General features: G+C 69.3%; 14 protein-coding genes. 8 read left to right on the plus strand and 6 right to left on the minus strand.

The features are described 5' to 3' along the window. Positions 1–15: 15 nt before the first annotated feature. The 4 genes from hisF (at position 16) to ACFYRH_RS13815 (ending at position 4,556) form a co-directional block, all read left to right on the plus strand. Positions 16–777 carry an imidazole glycerol phosphate synthase subunit HisF gene (gene hisF / locus ACFYRH_RS13800; RefSeq protein ID WP_387773289.1) on the plus strand — a complete coding sequence of 254 codons (762 nt, stop codon included), beginning with the start codon at positions 16–18 and terminating at the stop codon, positions 775–777. After that, a complete protein-coding gene (locus ACFYRH_RS13805) occupies positions 774–1,277 on the plus strand; it encodes a MarR family winged helix-turn-helix transcriptional regulator (RefSeq protein ID WP_387773292.1) in 504 nt (167 codons plus the stop codon). The genes hisF and ACFYRH_RS13805 overlap by 4 nt, the downstream gene beginning before the upstream one ends. Positions 1,278–2,580: 1,303 nt before the next feature. After that, positions 2,581–2,967, plus strand: a complete 387-nt coding sequence (locus ACFYRH_RS13810; RefSeq protein ID WP_387773295.1) for a MarR family winged helix-turn-helix transcriptional regulator — start codon at positions 2,581–2,583, stop codon at positions 2,965–2,967. After that, positions 2,967–4,556, plus strand: a complete 1,590-nt coding sequence (locus ACFYRH_RS13815; protein WP_387773298.1) for an MDR family MFS transporter — start codon at positions 2,967–2,969, stop codon at positions 4,554–4,556. The genes ACFYRH_RS13810 and ACFYRH_RS13815 overlap by 1 nt, the downstream gene beginning before the upstream one ends. 67 nt (positions 4,557–4,623) lie before the next feature. On the opposite strand, the gene ACFYRH_RS13820 is transcribed toward ACFYRH_RS13815, so the two are convergent. The 5 genes from ACFYRH_RS13820 to dacB all read right to left on the minus strand — a co-directional run bounded on the left by ACFYRH_RS13820 (position 4,624) and on the right by dacB (position 10,048). Continuing rightward, on the minus strand, positions 4,624–5,892 hold the full coding sequence (locus tag ACFYRH_RS13820) for an MFS transporter (protein WP_387773301.1): 1,269 nt from the start codon (positions 5,890–5,892) through the stop codon (positions 4,624–4,626). After that, the gene (locus ACFYRH_RS13825; RefSeq protein WP_387773304.1) at positions 5,889–6,482 is read right to left on the minus strand and encodes an ArsR/SmtB family transcription factor; all 594 of its coding nucleotides are present in this window, start codon (positions 6,480–6,482) and stop codon (positions 5,889–5,891) included. Before ACFYRH_RS13825 ends, ACFYRH_RS13820 begins: the two co-directional genes overlap by 4 nt. A 39-nt stretch (positions 6,483–6,521) precedes the next feature. Then, a complete protein-coding gene (locus ACFYRH_RS13830) occupies positions 6,522–7,457 on the minus strand; it encodes a GNAT family N-acetyltransferase (protein WP_387773307.1) in 936 nt (311 codons plus the stop codon). Further along, the gene (locus ACFYRH_RS13835) at positions 7,454–8,407 is read right to left on the minus strand and encodes a GNAT family N-acetyltransferase (protein ID WP_387773310.1); all 954 of its coding nucleotides are present in this window, start codon (positions 8,405–8,407) and stop codon (positions 7,454–7,456) included. The genes ACFYRH_RS13830 and ACFYRH_RS13835 overlap by 4 nt, the downstream gene beginning before the upstream one ends. Positions 8,408–8,479: 72 nt before the next feature. Beyond that, positions 8,480–10,048 carry a D-alanyl-D-alanine carboxypeptidase/D-alanyl-D-alanine-endopeptidase gene (dacB, locus tag ACFYRH_RS13840; protein ID WP_387773313.1) on the minus strand — a complete coding sequence of 523 codons (1,569 nt, stop codon included), beginning with the start codon at positions 10,046–10,048 and terminating at the stop codon, positions 8,480–8,482. A 147-nt stretch (positions 10,049–10,195) separates the two neighbouring features. On the opposite strand from dacB, the gene ACFYRH_RS13845 reads away from it, so the two are divergent. The 4 genes from ACFYRH_RS13845 to ACFYRH_RS13860 all read left to right on the plus strand — a co-directional run bounded on the left by ACFYRH_RS13845 (position 10,196) and on the right by ACFYRH_RS13860 (position 15,101). After that, the gene (locus tag ACFYRH_RS13845; RefSeq protein WP_387773316.1) at positions 10,196–11,494 is read left to right on the plus strand and encodes a family 43 glycosylhydrolase; all 1,299 of its coding nucleotides are present in this window, start codon (positions 10,196–10,198) and stop codon (positions 11,492–11,494) included. Between the two features lie 79 nt (positions 11,495–11,573). Beyond that, positions 11,574–13,730, plus strand: coding sequence for an alkaline phosphatase family protein (locus ACFYRH_RS13850; RefSeq protein ID WP_387773319.1), 2,157 nt, complete (start codon positions 11,574–11,576; stop codon positions 13,728–13,730). Between the two features lie 25 nt (positions 13,731–13,755). Then, positions 13,756–14,520, plus strand: a complete 765-nt coding sequence (locus ACFYRH_RS13855; protein WP_387773322.1) for an MBL fold metallo-hydrolase — start codon at positions 13,756–13,758, stop codon at positions 14,518–14,520. Further along, on the plus strand, positions 14,517–15,101 hold the full coding sequence (locus ACFYRH_RS13860; protein WP_387773325.1) for a DedA family protein: 585 nt from the start codon (positions 14,517–14,519) through the stop codon (positions 15,099–15,101). Before ACFYRH_RS13855 ends, ACFYRH_RS13860 begins: the two co-directional genes overlap by 4 nt. Here the strand turns inward: ACFYRH_RS13860 and ACFYRH_RS13865 are convergent. Next, positions 15,087–15,728 (minus strand): TIGR03085 family metal-binding protein, encoded by a 642-nt coding sequence (locus ACFYRH_RS13865; protein WP_387773328.1) that lies wholly within the window; start codon positions 15,726–15,728, stop codon positions 15,087–15,089. The two genes, ACFYRH_RS13860 and ACFYRH_RS13865, sit on opposite strands and share 15 nt — an antisense overlap. Between the last annotated feature and the right edge of the window lie 67 nt (positions 15,729–15,795).

The raw sequence follows: 15,795 nt of genomic DNA on the forward strand, positions 1-15,795 counted from the left end.
GCTACGCTTGGCCGCGTGAGCCTTGCCGTACGAGTCATTCCCTGCCTGGACGTCGACGCCGGCCGCGTGGTCAAGGGCGTCAACTTCATCGACCTGCGCGACGCGGGCGATCCGGTCGAGATGGCGAAGGTGTACGACGGTGAGGGCGCGGACGAGCTCACCTTCCTCGACATCACCGCGTCGTCCGGGTCGCGCGAGACGACGTACGACGTCGTCCGGCGTACCGCCGAGCAGGTGTTCATCCCGCTGACGGTCGGCGGCGGGGTGCGCGAGGCGGCTGACGTGGACCGCCTGTTGCGCGCGGGTGCGGACAAGATCGGGATCAACACCGGTGCGATCGCGCGGCCGGAGGTGATTCGCGAGATCGCGCACCGGTTCGGCAATCAGGTGCTCGTACTGTCCCTCGACGTACGGCGGTCCGCGGAGCAGCCGAGCGGGTTCGAGGTCACCACCCACGGTGGCCGGAGGTCGGCCGGGCTGGACGCGATCGAGTGGGTCCAGCGCGGATGCGAGCTCGGTGCGGGCGAGATCCTGCTGAACTCGATGGACGCCGACGGGACCAAGCAGGGCTTCGACCTGGAGCTGATCAAGGCGGTCCGGGCGGTGGTCGACGTACCGCTGATCGCCAGCGGCGGAGCGGGCGCCCCCGAGCACTTCCCGCCGGCGGTCCAGGCCGGCGCGGACGCCGTACTGGCGGCCACCGTCTTCCACTTCGGCGAATTCCGAATCGCGGACGTCAAGAAAGCCCTCCGAGACGCCGGGATCGTCGTCCGATGACCACCCCCGCCCACACCGACCAAACCCCCAACCGCACCCGCTCGGGAGACGGTGAACGGTCGGAGGAGTTGGTGGCTGCGGTCGAGCAGGAACTCTCGGCGCTGTTCCGCCGCTCGCGGTCGGCTTCCCTCCGCCTGGCCCGCCGCGTACACCCCGAGATGGACGCCGCCGGCTACGCCCTGATCTCGCAGATCGAGCTGGGCACCGGGAACGGCGCCGGCGTTCGCGCCTCCGACGTCGCGCACGTCCTCGGCCTCGACAAGTCGACCGTCAGCCGCGGCATCACCCAACTCGAGAACCTCGGCCTGATCGAACGCGTAGGCGACCCCGACGACGGCCGCGCCCGCCTCCTCCGCCTCACCACCACCGGCGCCGAACGCTACGAAGCCATGCGCACTCAACGCCAAACCGAGTTCCGCGCCATCCTCGACCGCTGGACCCCCACCGACCTGGCAGACCTCTCCCGCCTCCTGACCCGCCTGAACACCGACCTCGGCTAAGCCCACCAGCCCACGAGCCGGAGCACGCCACCCGCGCCATCCGCTCGTGGTGACTGGAGACAACAACTGGTGGGTGGAGACCTGCTATTTCCTGTCCCCACCCACCATTGGCTGTCTCCACTCCCGAGCGCTGTCCCACTGGCGGACGCAGCGGCGCCGATCCGCCGCACAAGCTGAGGTACGCCAAGGCACGCGGTAGGGCGCGAGCCGGCGTACCCCCGAGCCCGCCGGCCGAGGGGGCTGGGGACAACAACTGGTGTGTGGAGACCTGCTATTTCCTGTCGCCAGACACTGTTGGGGTCTCCAGTCCCGGGTGCTGTCGCTCGGGGCGGGTGGTGTGGTGCTGGCCCGTCGCGCAAGGCGAGGTGCGGCGGGGTTTGGGGCGCGGCGCGAGCCGGCGTGCCTCCCGAGCTGGCGTGCCTCCCGAGCTGGCGTACCTCCAAGCTGGCGTACCTCGCAAGCCTGCATACCCCCGGAGCCGCCGGTCGTGGGGACCGGGGACAGCAAATGGTGTGTGGGGACCTGTTATTTCCTGTCTCCACCCACCATTGGGTGTGCCTAGTCTCGGGTGCTGTCGCTCGGGGCGGGTGGTGTGGTGCTGGCCTGTCGTGCAGGCTGGGGTACGGCGGGGTTCGGGGTACGGCGCGAGCCGGTGTGCCTCCGGAGCTGAGGTATCTCCCGAGCCTGTGTACCCCCTGAGCCCGCCGGGTCGTGGGGGCTGGGGACAGGAAGTGGTGTGTGGGGACCTGTTATTTCCTGTCTCCACCCACGATTGGGTGTGCCTGGTCCCGGGTGCTGTCGCTCGGGGCGGGTGGTGTGGTGCTGGGCCGTCGCGCAAGCTGAGGTACGGCGGGGCTCGGGGTACGGCGCGAGCCGGCGTACCTCCGGAGCCGGCGTGCCTCCCGAGGTGGGGTGCCTCCCGAGGTGGGGTGCCTTCCGAGCCTGCGTACCCCTGAGCTGCCGGTCGTGGGGGCTGGGGACAAGAAATGGTGTGTGGGGACCTGTTATTTCCTGCCTCCACCCACGATTGGGTGTGCCTAGCCCCGGGTGCTGTCGCTCCGGGCGGCAGGGCGCGGCGGGGCCGGAGAGGCGTACTGCGGCGGGGGCGTACTGGGGGTAGTGGGTTTTCCACAGGGTGTGCATATGGTTGTGGAAACCAACTAGTCGGGTATATAGTTGGGTTATGCAACTAGCTCAGCAACCCCTTGTCCCGGGGGTAGAGCGGGATCCGGCTGCTCATGAGTTGATCGAAGGGGTCAGCTCCCTGATTCGGGCCGTGCGGTGTATCGAGCACCGGAATCTGATGCCCGATGTCGGGCTGCGGCGGTCCGATGCGAGTGTGCTCAAGGTGCTGGCGAAGGACGGTGAGCAGCGTGGCGGGGAGATCGCCGCGAAGCTCGGTGTCGATCCGTCGGTGGTGAGCCGCCAACTGACCACGCTGGAGGCCGACGGTCTGGTGAGCCGTCGGCCCGATCCGGCCGATGCGCGGGTCGGGCTGGTCAGCCTGGCGCCGCAGGGCCGGTCCCGGCTCCAGGCGATGTACTCGTCCTACACCCAGCAACTTCGGAACGCCCTGGAAGACCTCGACGACGACGCGCTGGTCGCTGCGGGGCAGACCCTGCAGCGGGTCGCCCGCGCGATCACCGAGGCGAACCAGGCCGTGAGGCAAACGTCCAAGACTGGAGAGTAATGACTGTCACCGAGACCCGGCAGCAGCAGACGCCCGCTGCGCCGGAACTCACCCACCGCGAGATCCTCGAGATCCTGATCGGGCTGCTCGCCGCGCTGTTCACGGCGATGCTCAGCTCGACGATCGTCAGCAACGCCCTGCCGACGATCATCGCCGACCTCGAAGGCTCCCAGACGCAGTACACCTGGGTCCTCACCGCGAGCCTGCTGGCCACCACGGTGTCCACCCCGATCTGGGGCAAGTTGTCGGACCTGGTGAGCAAGAAGCTGTTGGTCCAGCTGGCGATCTCGGTCTTCGTGATCGGGTCGGCGCTGGCCGGTCTGTCCCACAACGTGCCGTTCCTGCTCGGCGCCCGCGTCCTGCAGGGCCTTGCGATGGGCGGTCTGATGGCGCTCGCCCAGGCCATCATCGGCGCCGCGATCCCACCCCGGTCGCGGGGCCGGTACTCCGGTTACATGGGTGCCGTGATGGCGGTCGCGACCGTCAGCGGCCCGCTGATCGGTGGCGTGATCGTCGACACCTCGTGGCTCGGCTGGCGCTGGTGTTTCTACGTGTGTGTCCCGCTGGCCGTGGTCAGCCTGGTGGTCCTGCAGAAGTACCTGCGGCTCCCGGTCATCAAGCGTCAGGTGAAGATCGACTACCTCGGCGCCGTCCTGATCAGCATCGCGGCGAGCCTGCCGCTGCTGTGGGTCTCGTTCGCCGGCAGTGACTTCGCCTGGATGTCCTGGCAGTCGGCGCTGTTCGTCGGCGGCACCTTGGTGGTTGGCTTCCTCGCGGTCCTGGTGGAGAGCCGGGTCGCGGAGCCGCTGGTCCCGCTGAAGGTCGTCCGGGAGCGCACCACCGCACTGGCGATCATCGCCAGCCTCGCGGTCGGTGTCGCGATGTTCGGCAGCGCGCTGTTCCTCGGGCAGTACTTCCAGATCGCCCGCGGCTACAGCCCGACCGAGGCCGGCCTGCTGACGATCCCGATGATGCTCGGGTCGTTCGTCGGCTCGGCGGGTTCGGGTCAGCTGATCACCCGGTACGGGAAGTGGAAGCGGTACCTCGTCGCCGGTGGCATCCTGCTGCTCGCCGGTCTGCTGCTGCTCGGCACGATCGACCACACCACGCCGTACTGGTTCGTCGGACTGGGCATGCTGGCGATGGGTCTCGGCATGGGGATGACGATGCAGAACCTGGTGCTCGCCGTGCAGAACACCGTCGACGTGACGCAGATCGGTGCATCGTCCGCGACCGTCGCGTTCTTCCGCAGCCTGGGCGGTGCGGTCGGCGTCTCGGCGCTGGGTGCGGTGCTCGCCGCGCGGGTCAAGGACCTGATCGTCGCCGGACTGCTGGCCGGTCCGAACGGTGCCGAGGCGGCCCGGAAGCTGCAGGAAGGTGGCGGCACCAGCTTGCTGGACGTGAACCACCTGCCGCCGCAGCTCGCCGAGCTGGTCCGGCACGCGTACGGCGACGCGACCGGCCGGGTCTTCCTGATCGCGGCCGCATGTGCCGTGGTCAGCCTGATCTCGGTCCTGCTGATCAAGGAGGTCCCGCTCCGCAAGACCGTCGCCAAGGTCCAGGTGGTCGAGGAACTGATCGAGGACTGACGAACAACCCCGACGAGGTACTCCGAGGACTCTCTCGGAGTACCTCGTCCTCTGTGTCGCCGGATCCTCAGAGGCTTGGCTGCAGAGGTGGTGGCTCCAGGTCGTCCAGTGAGCGGGTGCGGATGATCGGGGAGCCGACCAGCCACAGTACGGACAACAGGCCGCCGGCCGCGGACACCAGGAGGGTCTCGCGGACACCGATCCAGGTGCCGAGGAATCCGCCGGCGACCGCGCCGAGCGGCCGGATGCCGTAGTTGATGCTGCTGAAGGCCCCCGCGACCCGGCTCCGCATGTGGTCGTGGATGACCGCCGCCTGCAACGAGTTCAGCGGTACGTCGAAACACATCACCGCGAACGCCCCGATGAACTCGGACGCCGCCACCGCGACGGCCTTGAGCCACGTCGGCCCACCGGCGAGTGCCGCGATCGCGATCGCACCGGGGAAGACGACGGCGCCCAGCGCGATCACCGGACCGGCGCCGAACCGCCGGCTGAGCGGCGATGCGGTGACGGCTCCCAGCAATCCGCCCGTCGCCCCGACTCCGAACGCCAGACCGATAGTCCCCGCGGACAGACCCAGGTTGCGGCTCGCGAACAGTACGAGCAGCGCGATGCTCATCAGGTTGAAGAAGTTGACCGTCGTCGCGCACGCCAGGCTGCGACTCAGGTACGGGTGCTTCAACACGTACCGCATCCCGGCCGCTGCCCGCTTGAGGAGCGGCTCACTCGACTCCTCCGACGCCCCGGGCCCGATCTTCAGCCGGCTGATCTGTACGGCGGAGAACACGAACGTCAACGCATCGACGACGAACGCGATCGGCGCGCTCAGCCATTGCACCAGCAGACCGCCGACCGCGGGCCCACCCATGAACGAGATCGAGCGCGTCGCCGACAACTTGCTGTTCGCCTCGAGGAACTGGTCCCGATCGACCAGCCGGACGAAGAACGCCGCGTAGGCGGTGTTGAACACGACATGCGCCGTACCGGCCAGGATCGCGACCGCGTAGAGCTGGCCGAGGGTCAGGAGGTCGAGCCAGAAGGCGACCGGAAGCGTGAGCAGCAGGACGGTCCGGGTCAGGTCGGCGGCGATCATCAGCGGGCGCTTGTCGCGGCGGTGGTCGACCCATGCGCCGATGAACAGCGAGGCGAGGTTCGGCAACCAGACCGCAGCGGTCAGGAAGCCGACCTGGCTGGGGGAGGCGTCGAGCAGCGTGACCGCGATCAGCGGCAGTGCGAGTTCGGTGATCCGGTCGCCGAACTCGGAGACGCCCTGCGCGGACCAGAACGTCCGGAACCTGCGGTCGCGCCACAGACTCGTGGCGGTTGTGGTGCTCACTCGCTGTCCGTTGCTTCAGGCAAGGAGATGCGGAGGTGCCGGAGCGGACGCGCGTCGTCCGGCGTTCCGCCGCTGTCCCGACGCTGCACGTACGGCGCCAGCAGTTCCTCGATCGCCGACTCGATGGCCTCGGCTTCCGCGGGCGTGACGACCAGCAGGGTGTTCGCCGAGCCGGCCAGTCGGCTCCACTCGGGGGAGAGATTCGGCTCGGTGTCGACGAGCCACTGCTGGGCCGCCTCCAGCGCCTGGTTCATCATCTCGGTGCGCAGCAGCCGGCCGGCCTCGGCGCCGTCGGGGGTGTCCGGCATCTCGTACCGGAACCCGCGCGCGACCGCGTGCCACCAGCGCTGCCGCCGGTCCGAGCCGGTCGGCGGTGGGCCGTCCGTGACGAGGCCGAAGCTCGCCAGGTGCCGGAGATGCCAGCTGGTCACCGACGGCGAGGCGCCGACGTGCTCGGACAGCTGAGTCGCTGTCGCTGGGCCGTTCTTCTGCAGGTAGCTGAGCGCGGCGAGCCGGACCGGGTGAGCCAGCGCCCGCATCGCCTGCGGGTCGGTGATCTCGAAATCGCCGTACGGATTTCTGAGAGACATGTTTCGAGAGTAATCTCTCAGATCTCCTGGGGGCAATCCTCAGGCGGTGATCGTGCGGGTCCAGATGTCGCTGATCAGATCCGGGCGCATGCCGACGCCGGTGTAGAGGGCGACGGCCGGCGTCGGGTTGCTGGTGTCGACGTGCAGGATCGTGCCGCTGCGCCCAGCGGCGGCGTCGACCGCGAAGGCGTCCCGCAGGAGGAACTTGGCCAGCCCGCGTCCCCGAGCGGACGGTACGACGGCGAGCCGCCCGACGTACCCGCAGTTGACGGTGCTGACGAAGTTGTCGTTGCACTCGGTCACGCCGGCCGCCCGCCCGTCGAGCTCGGCGATCGTGACCTGCGACCAGTCGAACGTCGACCGGCTCTCCCGCGACGCCGCCCACTCCTCGAACGGCCGGGGCAGCGTCCCGGGCTGGTCCTGGAACGCCTCCATCAGTACGCCGTGTGCGGCCCGCCGACTCGCCTCGTCCGGGGCACCACGGCGTACGACGACGCCCTCGGGCACATCAGGCACTGGCATCGGGCCGTCGAAGCTGATGCGCATCCGGTGCACGGAGGTGCCGACCGTGAACCCGCGCGGAGCGAGCACCTTCGGCAGCAGTTCGTCCTCGCGGATCACGCCGACCTTCACCACGACGTCGTCGCGGCCGACGAGCCGGGCTCGCCGCTCCGCCTGGTCGAGCAGCCAGTCGAGGATCGCGATGTCCGAGCTCAGGATGTCGACGTTCACGTGCGTGCCACCGGTGATCGGGACCGCGGTCGCCGAGCCCGCGAACTCGCCGTCCGGGCCGGCCACCACCCAGCCGTCGGTCGCGAGATCGGTGCCGGGATCCCGCAGGTAGTTCGCGACGTCTTCCGGGCTGTGCTTCTCGAATCCGAGCAGCGCCGAGGTGTACGCCGCGGATCGTTCCGCGATCACTGTCGCGTCCGCGAGCACCATCGGCCGGGCCGTGTAGCCAGGCGGCAGGTTCATGCGGCCGTCACCTCGCGCCGCCAGACCTCCATCACCAGCACCGCCCGCATCCCCACCGAGAGGTACACGCCGAGCGCCGGAGTCGGGTTGTTCGTGTCCACGTGCAGGATCGTGCCGGTCCGCCCGGCTGCCGCGTCGAGCGCGAACTGGTCGCGCAGGAGGAACTTCGCCAGCCCGCGCCCCCGAACCTTCTCGAGTACGCCGAGGCGGCCGACGTACCCGCAGTTCTCGTCCTCGACGAACTGGTTCGAGCACGAGCGCATCGCGACGACCTCACCGTCCAGTTCGAGCACCGTCAGCTGCGACCAGTCGAACGCCGAGAAGTTCTCGTGCGACGCGTGCCACTCGTCGTACGAGCGCGGTGTGAACCCGAACTGCCCGTCGAACGACGCATTCAGTACGGCGTGCCCGGCCCGCCGGATCGCCTCGTCGGGCGCACCCCGGCGTACCGTCACTCCGGCCGGGACCTCGGGCACGGCGGCCGAACCGTCGTGGTCGATCCGCATCCGGTGGAACACGGTCCCGCGCTCGAATCCCCAGTCCGCAAGGCGTTCCCGGCGGACGGCGTCGGCCTGGTAGGCGACCGCGTCGAGCTGCACCGCCGAGTGACCGTACGCACGGGCGAACTGGGCCGCGCGGGCCAGGATCCGGTCGAGCAGCCAGCGCTCGACGAGCGGGTCGGCGGTGACGATCTCCAGGTCGAGGTTGCTGTGGTCGCCCTTGCCGACGACCGACCCGAACCCGACCAGCCGGTCGCCCTCGGACACCAGCCACCCCTCGGTCGCCGGGTCGAAGCCGGGCTCGGACAGCTCGTCCTCGGCGTCCTCGAGCGTGTAGTCGGCGAAGCCGATCACCGCGGTGTTGTACGCGGACACCAGGTCGAGAACCGCCTGCGCGTCCCGTGGCGACGGTGGGCGGACGGTGTACGACGAGGGCAGTACGACGGTCATCCCCACATCGTGATGAACGACCGCCGTACTGTCCAAGCCATTAACAGGCAGGGCTATTAACAGGCAGGGCGATCAACAGGCCTTGTCCCACTCCAGGTCGCAGGTGGTCGCCGGGGCGGTCTTCAGCTGGGCGACCGGTGCCGGCGGTGTCTGGTCGGACCAGGAGGCGAGGGTTACGCCGACCGCGTCCTCGATCGAGCGGGGGCTGCTCAGGTAGTTGTTGCTGATCATCGAGAACACCAGCTTGCGGCCGTCCTTGTTCGTCACGTAGCCGGACAGCGACGTGACGCCGGTCAGCGAGCCGGTCTTGCCGTGCAGGTTGTTGGCGGCGGGCGTGTTCGCCATCCGGCTGCGCAGCGTCCCGCCGACGAACCGTTCCGGATTACCGGCGATCGGCAGCGCGTCGTACCACTGCTTCCACCACGACTCCTTCTGCGCACCGATCAGTACGTCGGTGATCGAGCCGGCCGTGACGTTGACCTTGCGCGAGAGGCCGGAGCCGTCGGAGAGCCGGATCCGGCTGGTGTCGACGCCGAGGGACTTCGCGTAGTTCGTCACCACGTCCAGCCCCGCCGGCCAACTGCCGTCGGCCTCGGCGACCGCACCCATCGCCTTCACGAGCGTCTCGGCGTGCATGTTGTTCGACAGCTTCAGGAACGGCGTCAGGAGTTCGCCGACCGTCATCGACTCGTCCCGGGCCATCCGGGTCGCGCCGGTCGGGGTGGCTGCGTTCTTGATCTGGCCGCTGACCGTGATGCCTTGCGCGGCGAGCGCGCGGCGGAACACGTCGGCGGCGTACAACTCGGGCTCCCAGACGGTCGTCCATTCCTGGTCGACCGCTGCGCCGAGTGGCATCGAGCCGCTGACCCGGACGACGTTCGTGCCGTGGTCGCGCTCGACGTTGAGGGTGTTCGACGACCCGGCCGCGCCGGTCGTCGCGGTGTTGACGATCTTCAGCACGCCGTTGGCCGGCACCAGGTTCAACTGGAGCGGTGCCCCGGCAGCCGCGCCGGGCCGGCTCTCCACAATCGCCGTACCGGAGTCGTAGTCGGTGTTCGGGGCGAGCGTGAGGGCGGAGATCTGGGCGTTGTAGTAGTACGGCTCGTCGTCCCAGGACCACGTGTCGCCGAGCCGGACGTGGTCGAAGTAGGTGTCGTCGGCGATCAGGTCGCCGTCGACGCGCCGTACGCCGGCCGTCTTCAGTTGCTTGGCCAGGCCGACGTAGTCCGACTCGAGCGCGGTCGGGTCGCCGTACCCCTTGAGGTAGAGGTCACCGCGCAGCTTCCCACCGCGGACGGGTGCGGTGGCGAGCACGTCGGTGTGGAAGCGGTACGCCGGGCCGAGGACGTGCATCGCCGCGGTCGAGGTGAACAGCTTGGTGTTCGACGCGGGCAGCAGCCGCTCGGCGCCGTTCCGGTCGTACAGCGTCTCGCCGGTGGTCGCGTCGCGGACCACGAGCGCAACCTGCGAACCGTCGTACCGGCTGTCGTTCAGCAGACCATCCAGCCGTTGTTGCAAGGGCGTTGCTTGTACTGCGGTCGGCGCGGCGGCGGACTGCCCCACGAAGCCTCCGGCCACGGCCGCGACCGCGGCGACGGCGGCGACCAGGCCACGCCCCGACACTCTTGGTAAACCACTCACGAGACACTCCCTCGATCCAGGCGGAAACCAACTAGCGGGAGTCTCCACCCCGCGTTCGCCAGGGTCCAGTGATTCAGCTCTCGCGTTTCAGGTGAATCGATGGAAAAGTTCGCCGTACAGGTATCCGCCCCCACCTGAGGAGTCGCGATGCGACGATTTCTGGCTGCCGTTGTCGCAGCCCTGAGCTTGACCACGTTCCTCTCGGTTCCGGTGCACGCCACGACCACCGCCGCGGTGTTCCCGAGCGAGATCATCGGCGAGGACTTCCCGGATCCGGACGTCTTCCAGCAGAACGGCACCTGGTACGCGTACTCGACCAACAACGGCCGCGGCACCGTCCCGGTCGCCACCGCGCCGAGTGCCGAAGGCCCGTGGACGGTCCGCGGCGACGCGATGCCCGGCGGCCCGTCCAGCGCGTGGGCCGAGCCCGGCCGCACCTGGGCGCCGGACGTCTACCCGAACGCCGACGGCACCTACACGCTGACCTACACCGCCTGGCACAAGGCGTCGGGCCGGCAGTGCATCGGCGTCGCCACCGCCACCTCGCCGCTCGGCCCGTTCCAGCCGGTCGGTACGGAGCCGTTGATCTGCCCGCTCGACCTCGGCGGCGCGATCGACCCGAACACGTTCGTCGCCAACGACGGCACCCGCTACCTGGTGTGGAAGAACGACGGCAACGCGATCAGCCGGCCGTCGACGCTCTGGCTGACCCGGACCACGGACAACGGCCGCACCCTGGTCGGCGGCAACACCGCGATGCTCACCTCGAGCGGCGTGATCGAGGCGCCGGACCTGGTCCAGCGCGGCAGCCAGTACGTGTTGTTCTTCTCCGGCGGCGGCTACAACGACTGCAACTACCTCACGTCGTACGCGACCTCGAAGAGCCTCGGCGGGCCGTGGACCACGGCGTACCGGCCGCTGATGACAACCGCGACGTTCGACAGCCACGTGTGCGGTCCCGGTGGTGCCGACTTTGTCGGGGACAAGGTGTTCATGCACGGTTGGGTGAACGGGTCGCGGCACCTGTACGTCGCCGACGTCGGGTGGGCGAACGACTACCCGGTGGTGCGCGGCAGCCGCGTCCGGTACGAGGGGGAGCGCGGCACGCTGAACCACTGCACGGTCCGCGAGAACGCCGCCGGCGCGTCCGACGGGAAGGTGGTCGCGTACATCGACTACGCCGACTCGTGGGTTGAGAACACCGTGTTCGCGCCGGTCGCGGGCGGTTACACGCTGCACGTCGGGTACGCCAACGGTTCGGCGTCCACCGCGAGTCACGGCCTCGTTGTCAACGGCAACGACGCCGGGTCGGTCAGCTACCCGGTCACCGGTTGGGACAACTGGCACGAGAGTTCGGTGCCGGTGACGCTGAACGCGGGGTGGAACACGATCCGGCTGACCAAGGGCGACCAGTACACGGAGGTCGACTACCTCGAGGTGCAGTAACCCCGTCCGTGCGACCCCGTACTCTCGTACTGGCACCAGCAGCCACTGGCAGTACGGAACGGGGAGCACGAAGCAGGCGATGGCGAAACCACCAGAACAGGTCTCCGGAGACCGGCGGCGACGTCCGGTGTGGCTTGATCTACGCCGCACCGGACGTGGCCTGCAGGCGATGCTGTACGGCGGCCTTGCCTCGCTGATCTCACTCGTCGTCACGTTCTGGCTGCTGCCGCAGATCAGCAGTGACGGCCGGCTGGCGATCCTGCGTCTGGTCGTCCTGCTCGCGGTGTTCTCGGTGCTGATGCGCTGGGTGCTTGCCGGGATCGCGGTGCTGATCGGCTCGATCGGCGTCCTGGTCGGCGGCCTGCTGTCGCAGTTCGCGGTCGTGTATCTCGGGATCACCGTCGACCCCGGCGTCGACCTGCACGGCGGTGTCGAAGCGCCGCTGCTGGTCGCGATCGTGATGTCCTCGGTGAGCGCCTTCGTCGGCTGGGTCGCGTACGCCGGCAGTGACGACGCGTACGTCGCGGAGGTGATGCGGGTCGTGCATCGCCGGGCCCGGCGGATCCAGCCGGCACCGAAGACCGGCCTGCTGATCGTCCAGATCGACGGCCTGTCCGCGCCGCTGCTGAACTGGATGGTCCTGGCCGGGAATCTCCCGAACCTCGGGGGCTGGATCCGGGACGGGAACCACTCGATGCTGTCCTGGCACACCGGTGTCCCGGCGACGACGCCGGCGAGTCAGGCGGGGATCCTGCACGGCGGTTCGCGGCATATCCCGGCCTTCCGGTGGTACGAGAAGGAGACCGGCCGGGTGATGGTCACCAACCGCGGCCGGGACGCGGCGGAGATCGAGAACAGGATGTCCACCGGTCGTGGCCTGCTCGCCGACGGCGGTGTCAGCATCAGCAACAACTGGTCCGGCGACGCGGACCGGTGCGAGCTGGTGTTCAGCCGGGCCGGCCTGCCGGACAGCCGCAGCCGCGGGTACGTGCGGTTCTTCTCCAGCCCGCAGGGTGCTGCCCGCGGCTTGGTCCTGTGCGTCGCGGAGATGATCAAGGAGCTGCACCAGGCCCGCCGGCAGCGGGTCCGGCGCCTCGTGCCGCGGGTGAAACGCGGCGGCGCGTACATCTTCCTGCGCGCGGTCACCAACGTCCTGCTCCGCGACCTGAACGTCTCGCTGATCACCGACGAGCTGGTCAAGGGCACGCCGGTGATCTACTGCGACTTCGTGGACTACGACGAGGTCGCGCACCACGCCGGCCCGACCCGCGCGGAGTCGCTGCAGACCCTCGAAGGGCTGGACCGGGTGCTCGGCGCGCTGCAGCGGATCATCGACATCCTCCCGCACTCGTACGAGATCGTCGTGCTGTCCGATCACGGGCAGAGCCAGGGCGCGACCTTCCTGCAGCGGTACGGGCGGACCCTCGCCGAGGTGGTCGACGATCTGGTCGACACCACCAAGGAACCGGTCCAGGCGGTCGGCAAGTCCGAGGGCTGGGGACCGGTGAACGCGTTCCTCACCGAGCTGAGCATGCGCCGCAGTGTGGCCGGATCGGTCACCCGGAAGGCGCTGCACGTGAAGACCGGCGAGGTCGAGCTCGGCCCGAAGGACTGCGAGCCGACGGTCGCCGCCGACGAGCAGATGGTCGTCACCGCGTCCGGCAACCTGGCTCTGATCTACCTCGCGACCACGCCCGGCCGGGTGCCGCTGGAGGAGATCGAGCTGCTGCACCCGAAGCTGATTCCGGGCCTGGCGACGCATCCCGGGATCGGGTTCGTGGTCGTCGACTCGCTGGCCGAGGGACCGGTCGCGATCGGGCGGGCCGGGGTCCATGTGCTGCGGACCGGACGTGTCGAGGGGGAGGACCCGCTGCCGCCGTACGGCGAGCACGCGGCGGCGTCGCTGCTCCGGCAGGCCGAGATGCCGCACAACGGTGACCTCGTGGTGGTGAGCCGGCTCGACGACTACACCCAGGAGGTGGCGGCGTTCGAGGAGCTGGTCGGCTGCCACGGCGGGATCGGCGGCTGGCAGACCGAGGCGGTCCTGGTGCACCCGTGCCGCTGGGTCCTGAACGAGCCTCCCGTAGGCTCCGATGCGGTCCATCAGGTCCTGATCGACTGGCTCGAGAAACTCGGCCACCGCAAGGATCTGAAAGATCCCGTCGAGCCCGAGCGGGCGTCTGAGGACCCTGCGCCTACTGCGCGGCACTCGGACACCCGCTGGATGGAGGCCTGAAGCGTGCGAGTCACATGCGAGTGACATGCGAGTGACATGGTGGGGGCATGCCACCACCACCATCGAGGCGAACGGCACGCGACTGCTGACGGACCCGGTGCTGACCCAGCGGATCGCGCACCTGCGCAGGCGCCGCGGCCCGGCGCCGTTGCCTGCGGCCGGGGACTGCGACGCGGTCCTGGTGTCACACATGCACGCCGACCACCTGCATCTCACCTCGCTGCCGTTCATCTCGCCGGACGCCGCGCTGGTGGTCCCACGTGGTGCGGCCAAGCTGATCCACGCGGACAGCGGAGCGGCGTACTCGGACCGTTGCATTGAAGTTGCTCCCGGCAACCGAGTGCGGATCGGCGGGCTCGAGATCACCGTGATCACGGCCCATCACGACGGTCGCCGGCTGCCCTGGTCGTCGTACGCCGGTCCCGCGCTCGGCTACCGGATCGACGGATCGCCGAGCGTCTGGTTCGCCGGCGACACCGACCTGTACGACGGTCTCGCGGCCGAGGCCGGCGTGGTCGACCTGGCGCTGGTGCCTGTCGGGGGGTGGGGGCCGTCGCTCGGTCCGGGCCACCTGGATCCGGTCCGCGCCGCGGAGGCGGTGCGGCGGGTCGGGGCGTCGACGGCGATCCCGGTCCATTTCGGGACGTTCTGGCCGATCGGCTGCGACTGGATGAAACCCGAGCTGTTCCTGCCACCGGGGGACAGGTTCCGGGCCGCGATGGCCGAGGTGGATCCCGCGGTGACGGTGGAGGTCCTGGTGCCGGGCGACTCGATCGAGGTATCGGCATGACGGGCGATACCAAGTTCGATCTCTGGTATCTGGTCGCGCTGGCCGGGGCAGTCCTGGTCGGAGCGGTGCTCCCGGTGCTTCCGACCGGGGCCGCGGTGTCGGCAGGCGCCGTACTGGCGTCGCACAGCAACCCGATCGGGCTCGTGGGCGTGCTGATCGCCGGTGCGGCTGGGGCGTACGTCGGCGACCTGATCGTGTACGCCGGGTGCCGGTTCGGCGGTGAGCGGCTGGCCAAGCGGGTCGGCTGGCTGCGCGACAACGCCTCGCTGTACTCGCTGCGGCAACGCTTGGCCGACCACGAGATCGGCGTACTGCTCACCTCGCGGCTGATCCCGGGCGGCCGGGTTCCGGTGCTGCTGGCGGCCGGGCTCGCCGGGTACAAGTGGGAGCGGTTCGCGGTCGTCGACCTGATCGCGTCGTCGCTGTGGGCGGCGGTCTACATGGCGATCGGGCTGCTCGGGTACGCACTGTTCGACGAGCCGTGGCAGGGCGTGCTCGCGGCGATCGTGCTGGTCATCCTGACCACTGTGGTCAGCGGCTTGGTGCAGCGCGCCCGGCGCGGGCGGTCACACTCCAAATGAGGCGTTGCGGAGCTGCTCCACGGCCTCCGCGTCACCGTCCAGCTGGACGTCGGCCACCTGCTGCCGTCCGAAGCAGAACAGCACGAGCTCGGCGGGCTCACCCGTCACCGTCACCGAGCCGAGTTCGTTCGGCCGCTTCGCGACGGACGACGTACCGTCGGGCCGGCTGAGTACCAGCCCGGTCGGCGACTTGCGGGTCATCGTCTTCGCCGCCAGCCGGACCGCCTTCCACAGGCCCTCCTGCTGCTCGGCGGGCAGCTCACGGACGTCGTACTCCGGTTGCGCGCGACGGACGTCCTCGTGGTGCACGAAGTACTCGGTGGTGTTCAGCTGGTGGCCGAGTTTCGGGAGGGCGTAGATCGAGACCGGCGGCGGTCCGTTGCGGACCTTGTCGACCACCTCGGCGAACCCGAAGCGTTCCTTGACGCGTTTCATCCGCCGTTCGGTGGTGTCCGCGAGCGCGGGGATCATGATCCCCGGCCCGGCCATCGGGTCGGCCTCGCGGACGTACAGGTGCACCGCGAGGTCGTAGGCGTCCCAGCCCTCGCACAAGGTGGGGGCGGCTGGTCCGACGTGGTCGAACAGTTCACACAGAGCGAGTCGTTCTACCCGGCTGTAGTCGGTCACATACTCGATCGTAGTTGTCGGAACGGTGAGGCAGAATGTCATTCGTTGTCATGTCTGTGGTTCATAG

The organism is Kribbella sp. NPDC004875, from assembly GCF_042873375.1.
Lineage (GTDB): Bacteria > Actinomycetota > Actinomycetes > Propionibacteriales > Kribbellaceae > Kribbella.

What these genes read in the sequence shown, in the direction of transcription:
- ACFYRH_RS13805 (WP_387773292.1), top strand. Translation starts at nt 774, where the DNA reads ATGACCACCCCCGCCCACACCGACCAAACCCCCAACCGCACCCGCTCG.
- ACFYRH_RS13810 (WP_387773295.1), top strand. Translation starts at nt 2,581, where the DNA reads ATGCCCGATGTCGGGCTGCGGCGGTCCGATGCGAGTGTGCTCAAGGTG.
- ACFYRH_RS13815 (WP_387773298.1), top strand. Translation starts at nt 2,967, where the DNA reads ATGACTGTCACCGAGACCCGGCAGCAGCAGACGCCCGCTGCGCCGGAA.
- ACFYRH_RS13825 (WP_387773304.1), bottom strand. Translation starts at nt 6,482, where the DNA reads ATGTCTCTCAGAAATCCGTACGGCGATTTCGAGATCACCGACCCGCAG.
- ACFYRH_RS13830 (WP_387773307.1), bottom strand. Translation starts at nt 7,457, where the DNA reads ATGAACCTGCCGCCTGGCTACACGGCCCGGCCGATGGTGCTCGCGGAC.
- ACFYRH_RS13835 (WP_387773310.1), bottom strand. Translation starts at nt 8,407, where the DNA reads ATGACCGTCGTACTGCCCTCGTCGTACACCGTCCGCCCACCGTCGCCA.
- ACFYRH_RS13845 (WP_387773316.1), top strand. Translation starts at nt 10,196, where the DNA reads ATGCGACGATTTCTGGCTGCCGTTGTCGCAGCCCTGAGCTTGACCACG.
- ACFYRH_RS13850 (WP_387773319.1), top strand. Translation starts at nt 11,574, where the DNA reads ATGGCGAAACCACCAGAACAGGTCTCCGGAGACCGGCGGCGACGTCCG.
- ACFYRH_RS13855 (WP_387773322.1), top strand. Translation starts at nt 13,756, where the DNA reads ATGCGAGTGACATGGTGGGGGCATGCCACCACCACCATCGAGGCGAAC.
- ACFYRH_RS13860 (WP_387773325.1), top strand. Translation starts at nt 14,517, where the DNA reads ATGACGGGCGATACCAAGTTCGATCTCTGGTATCTGGTCGCGCTGGCC.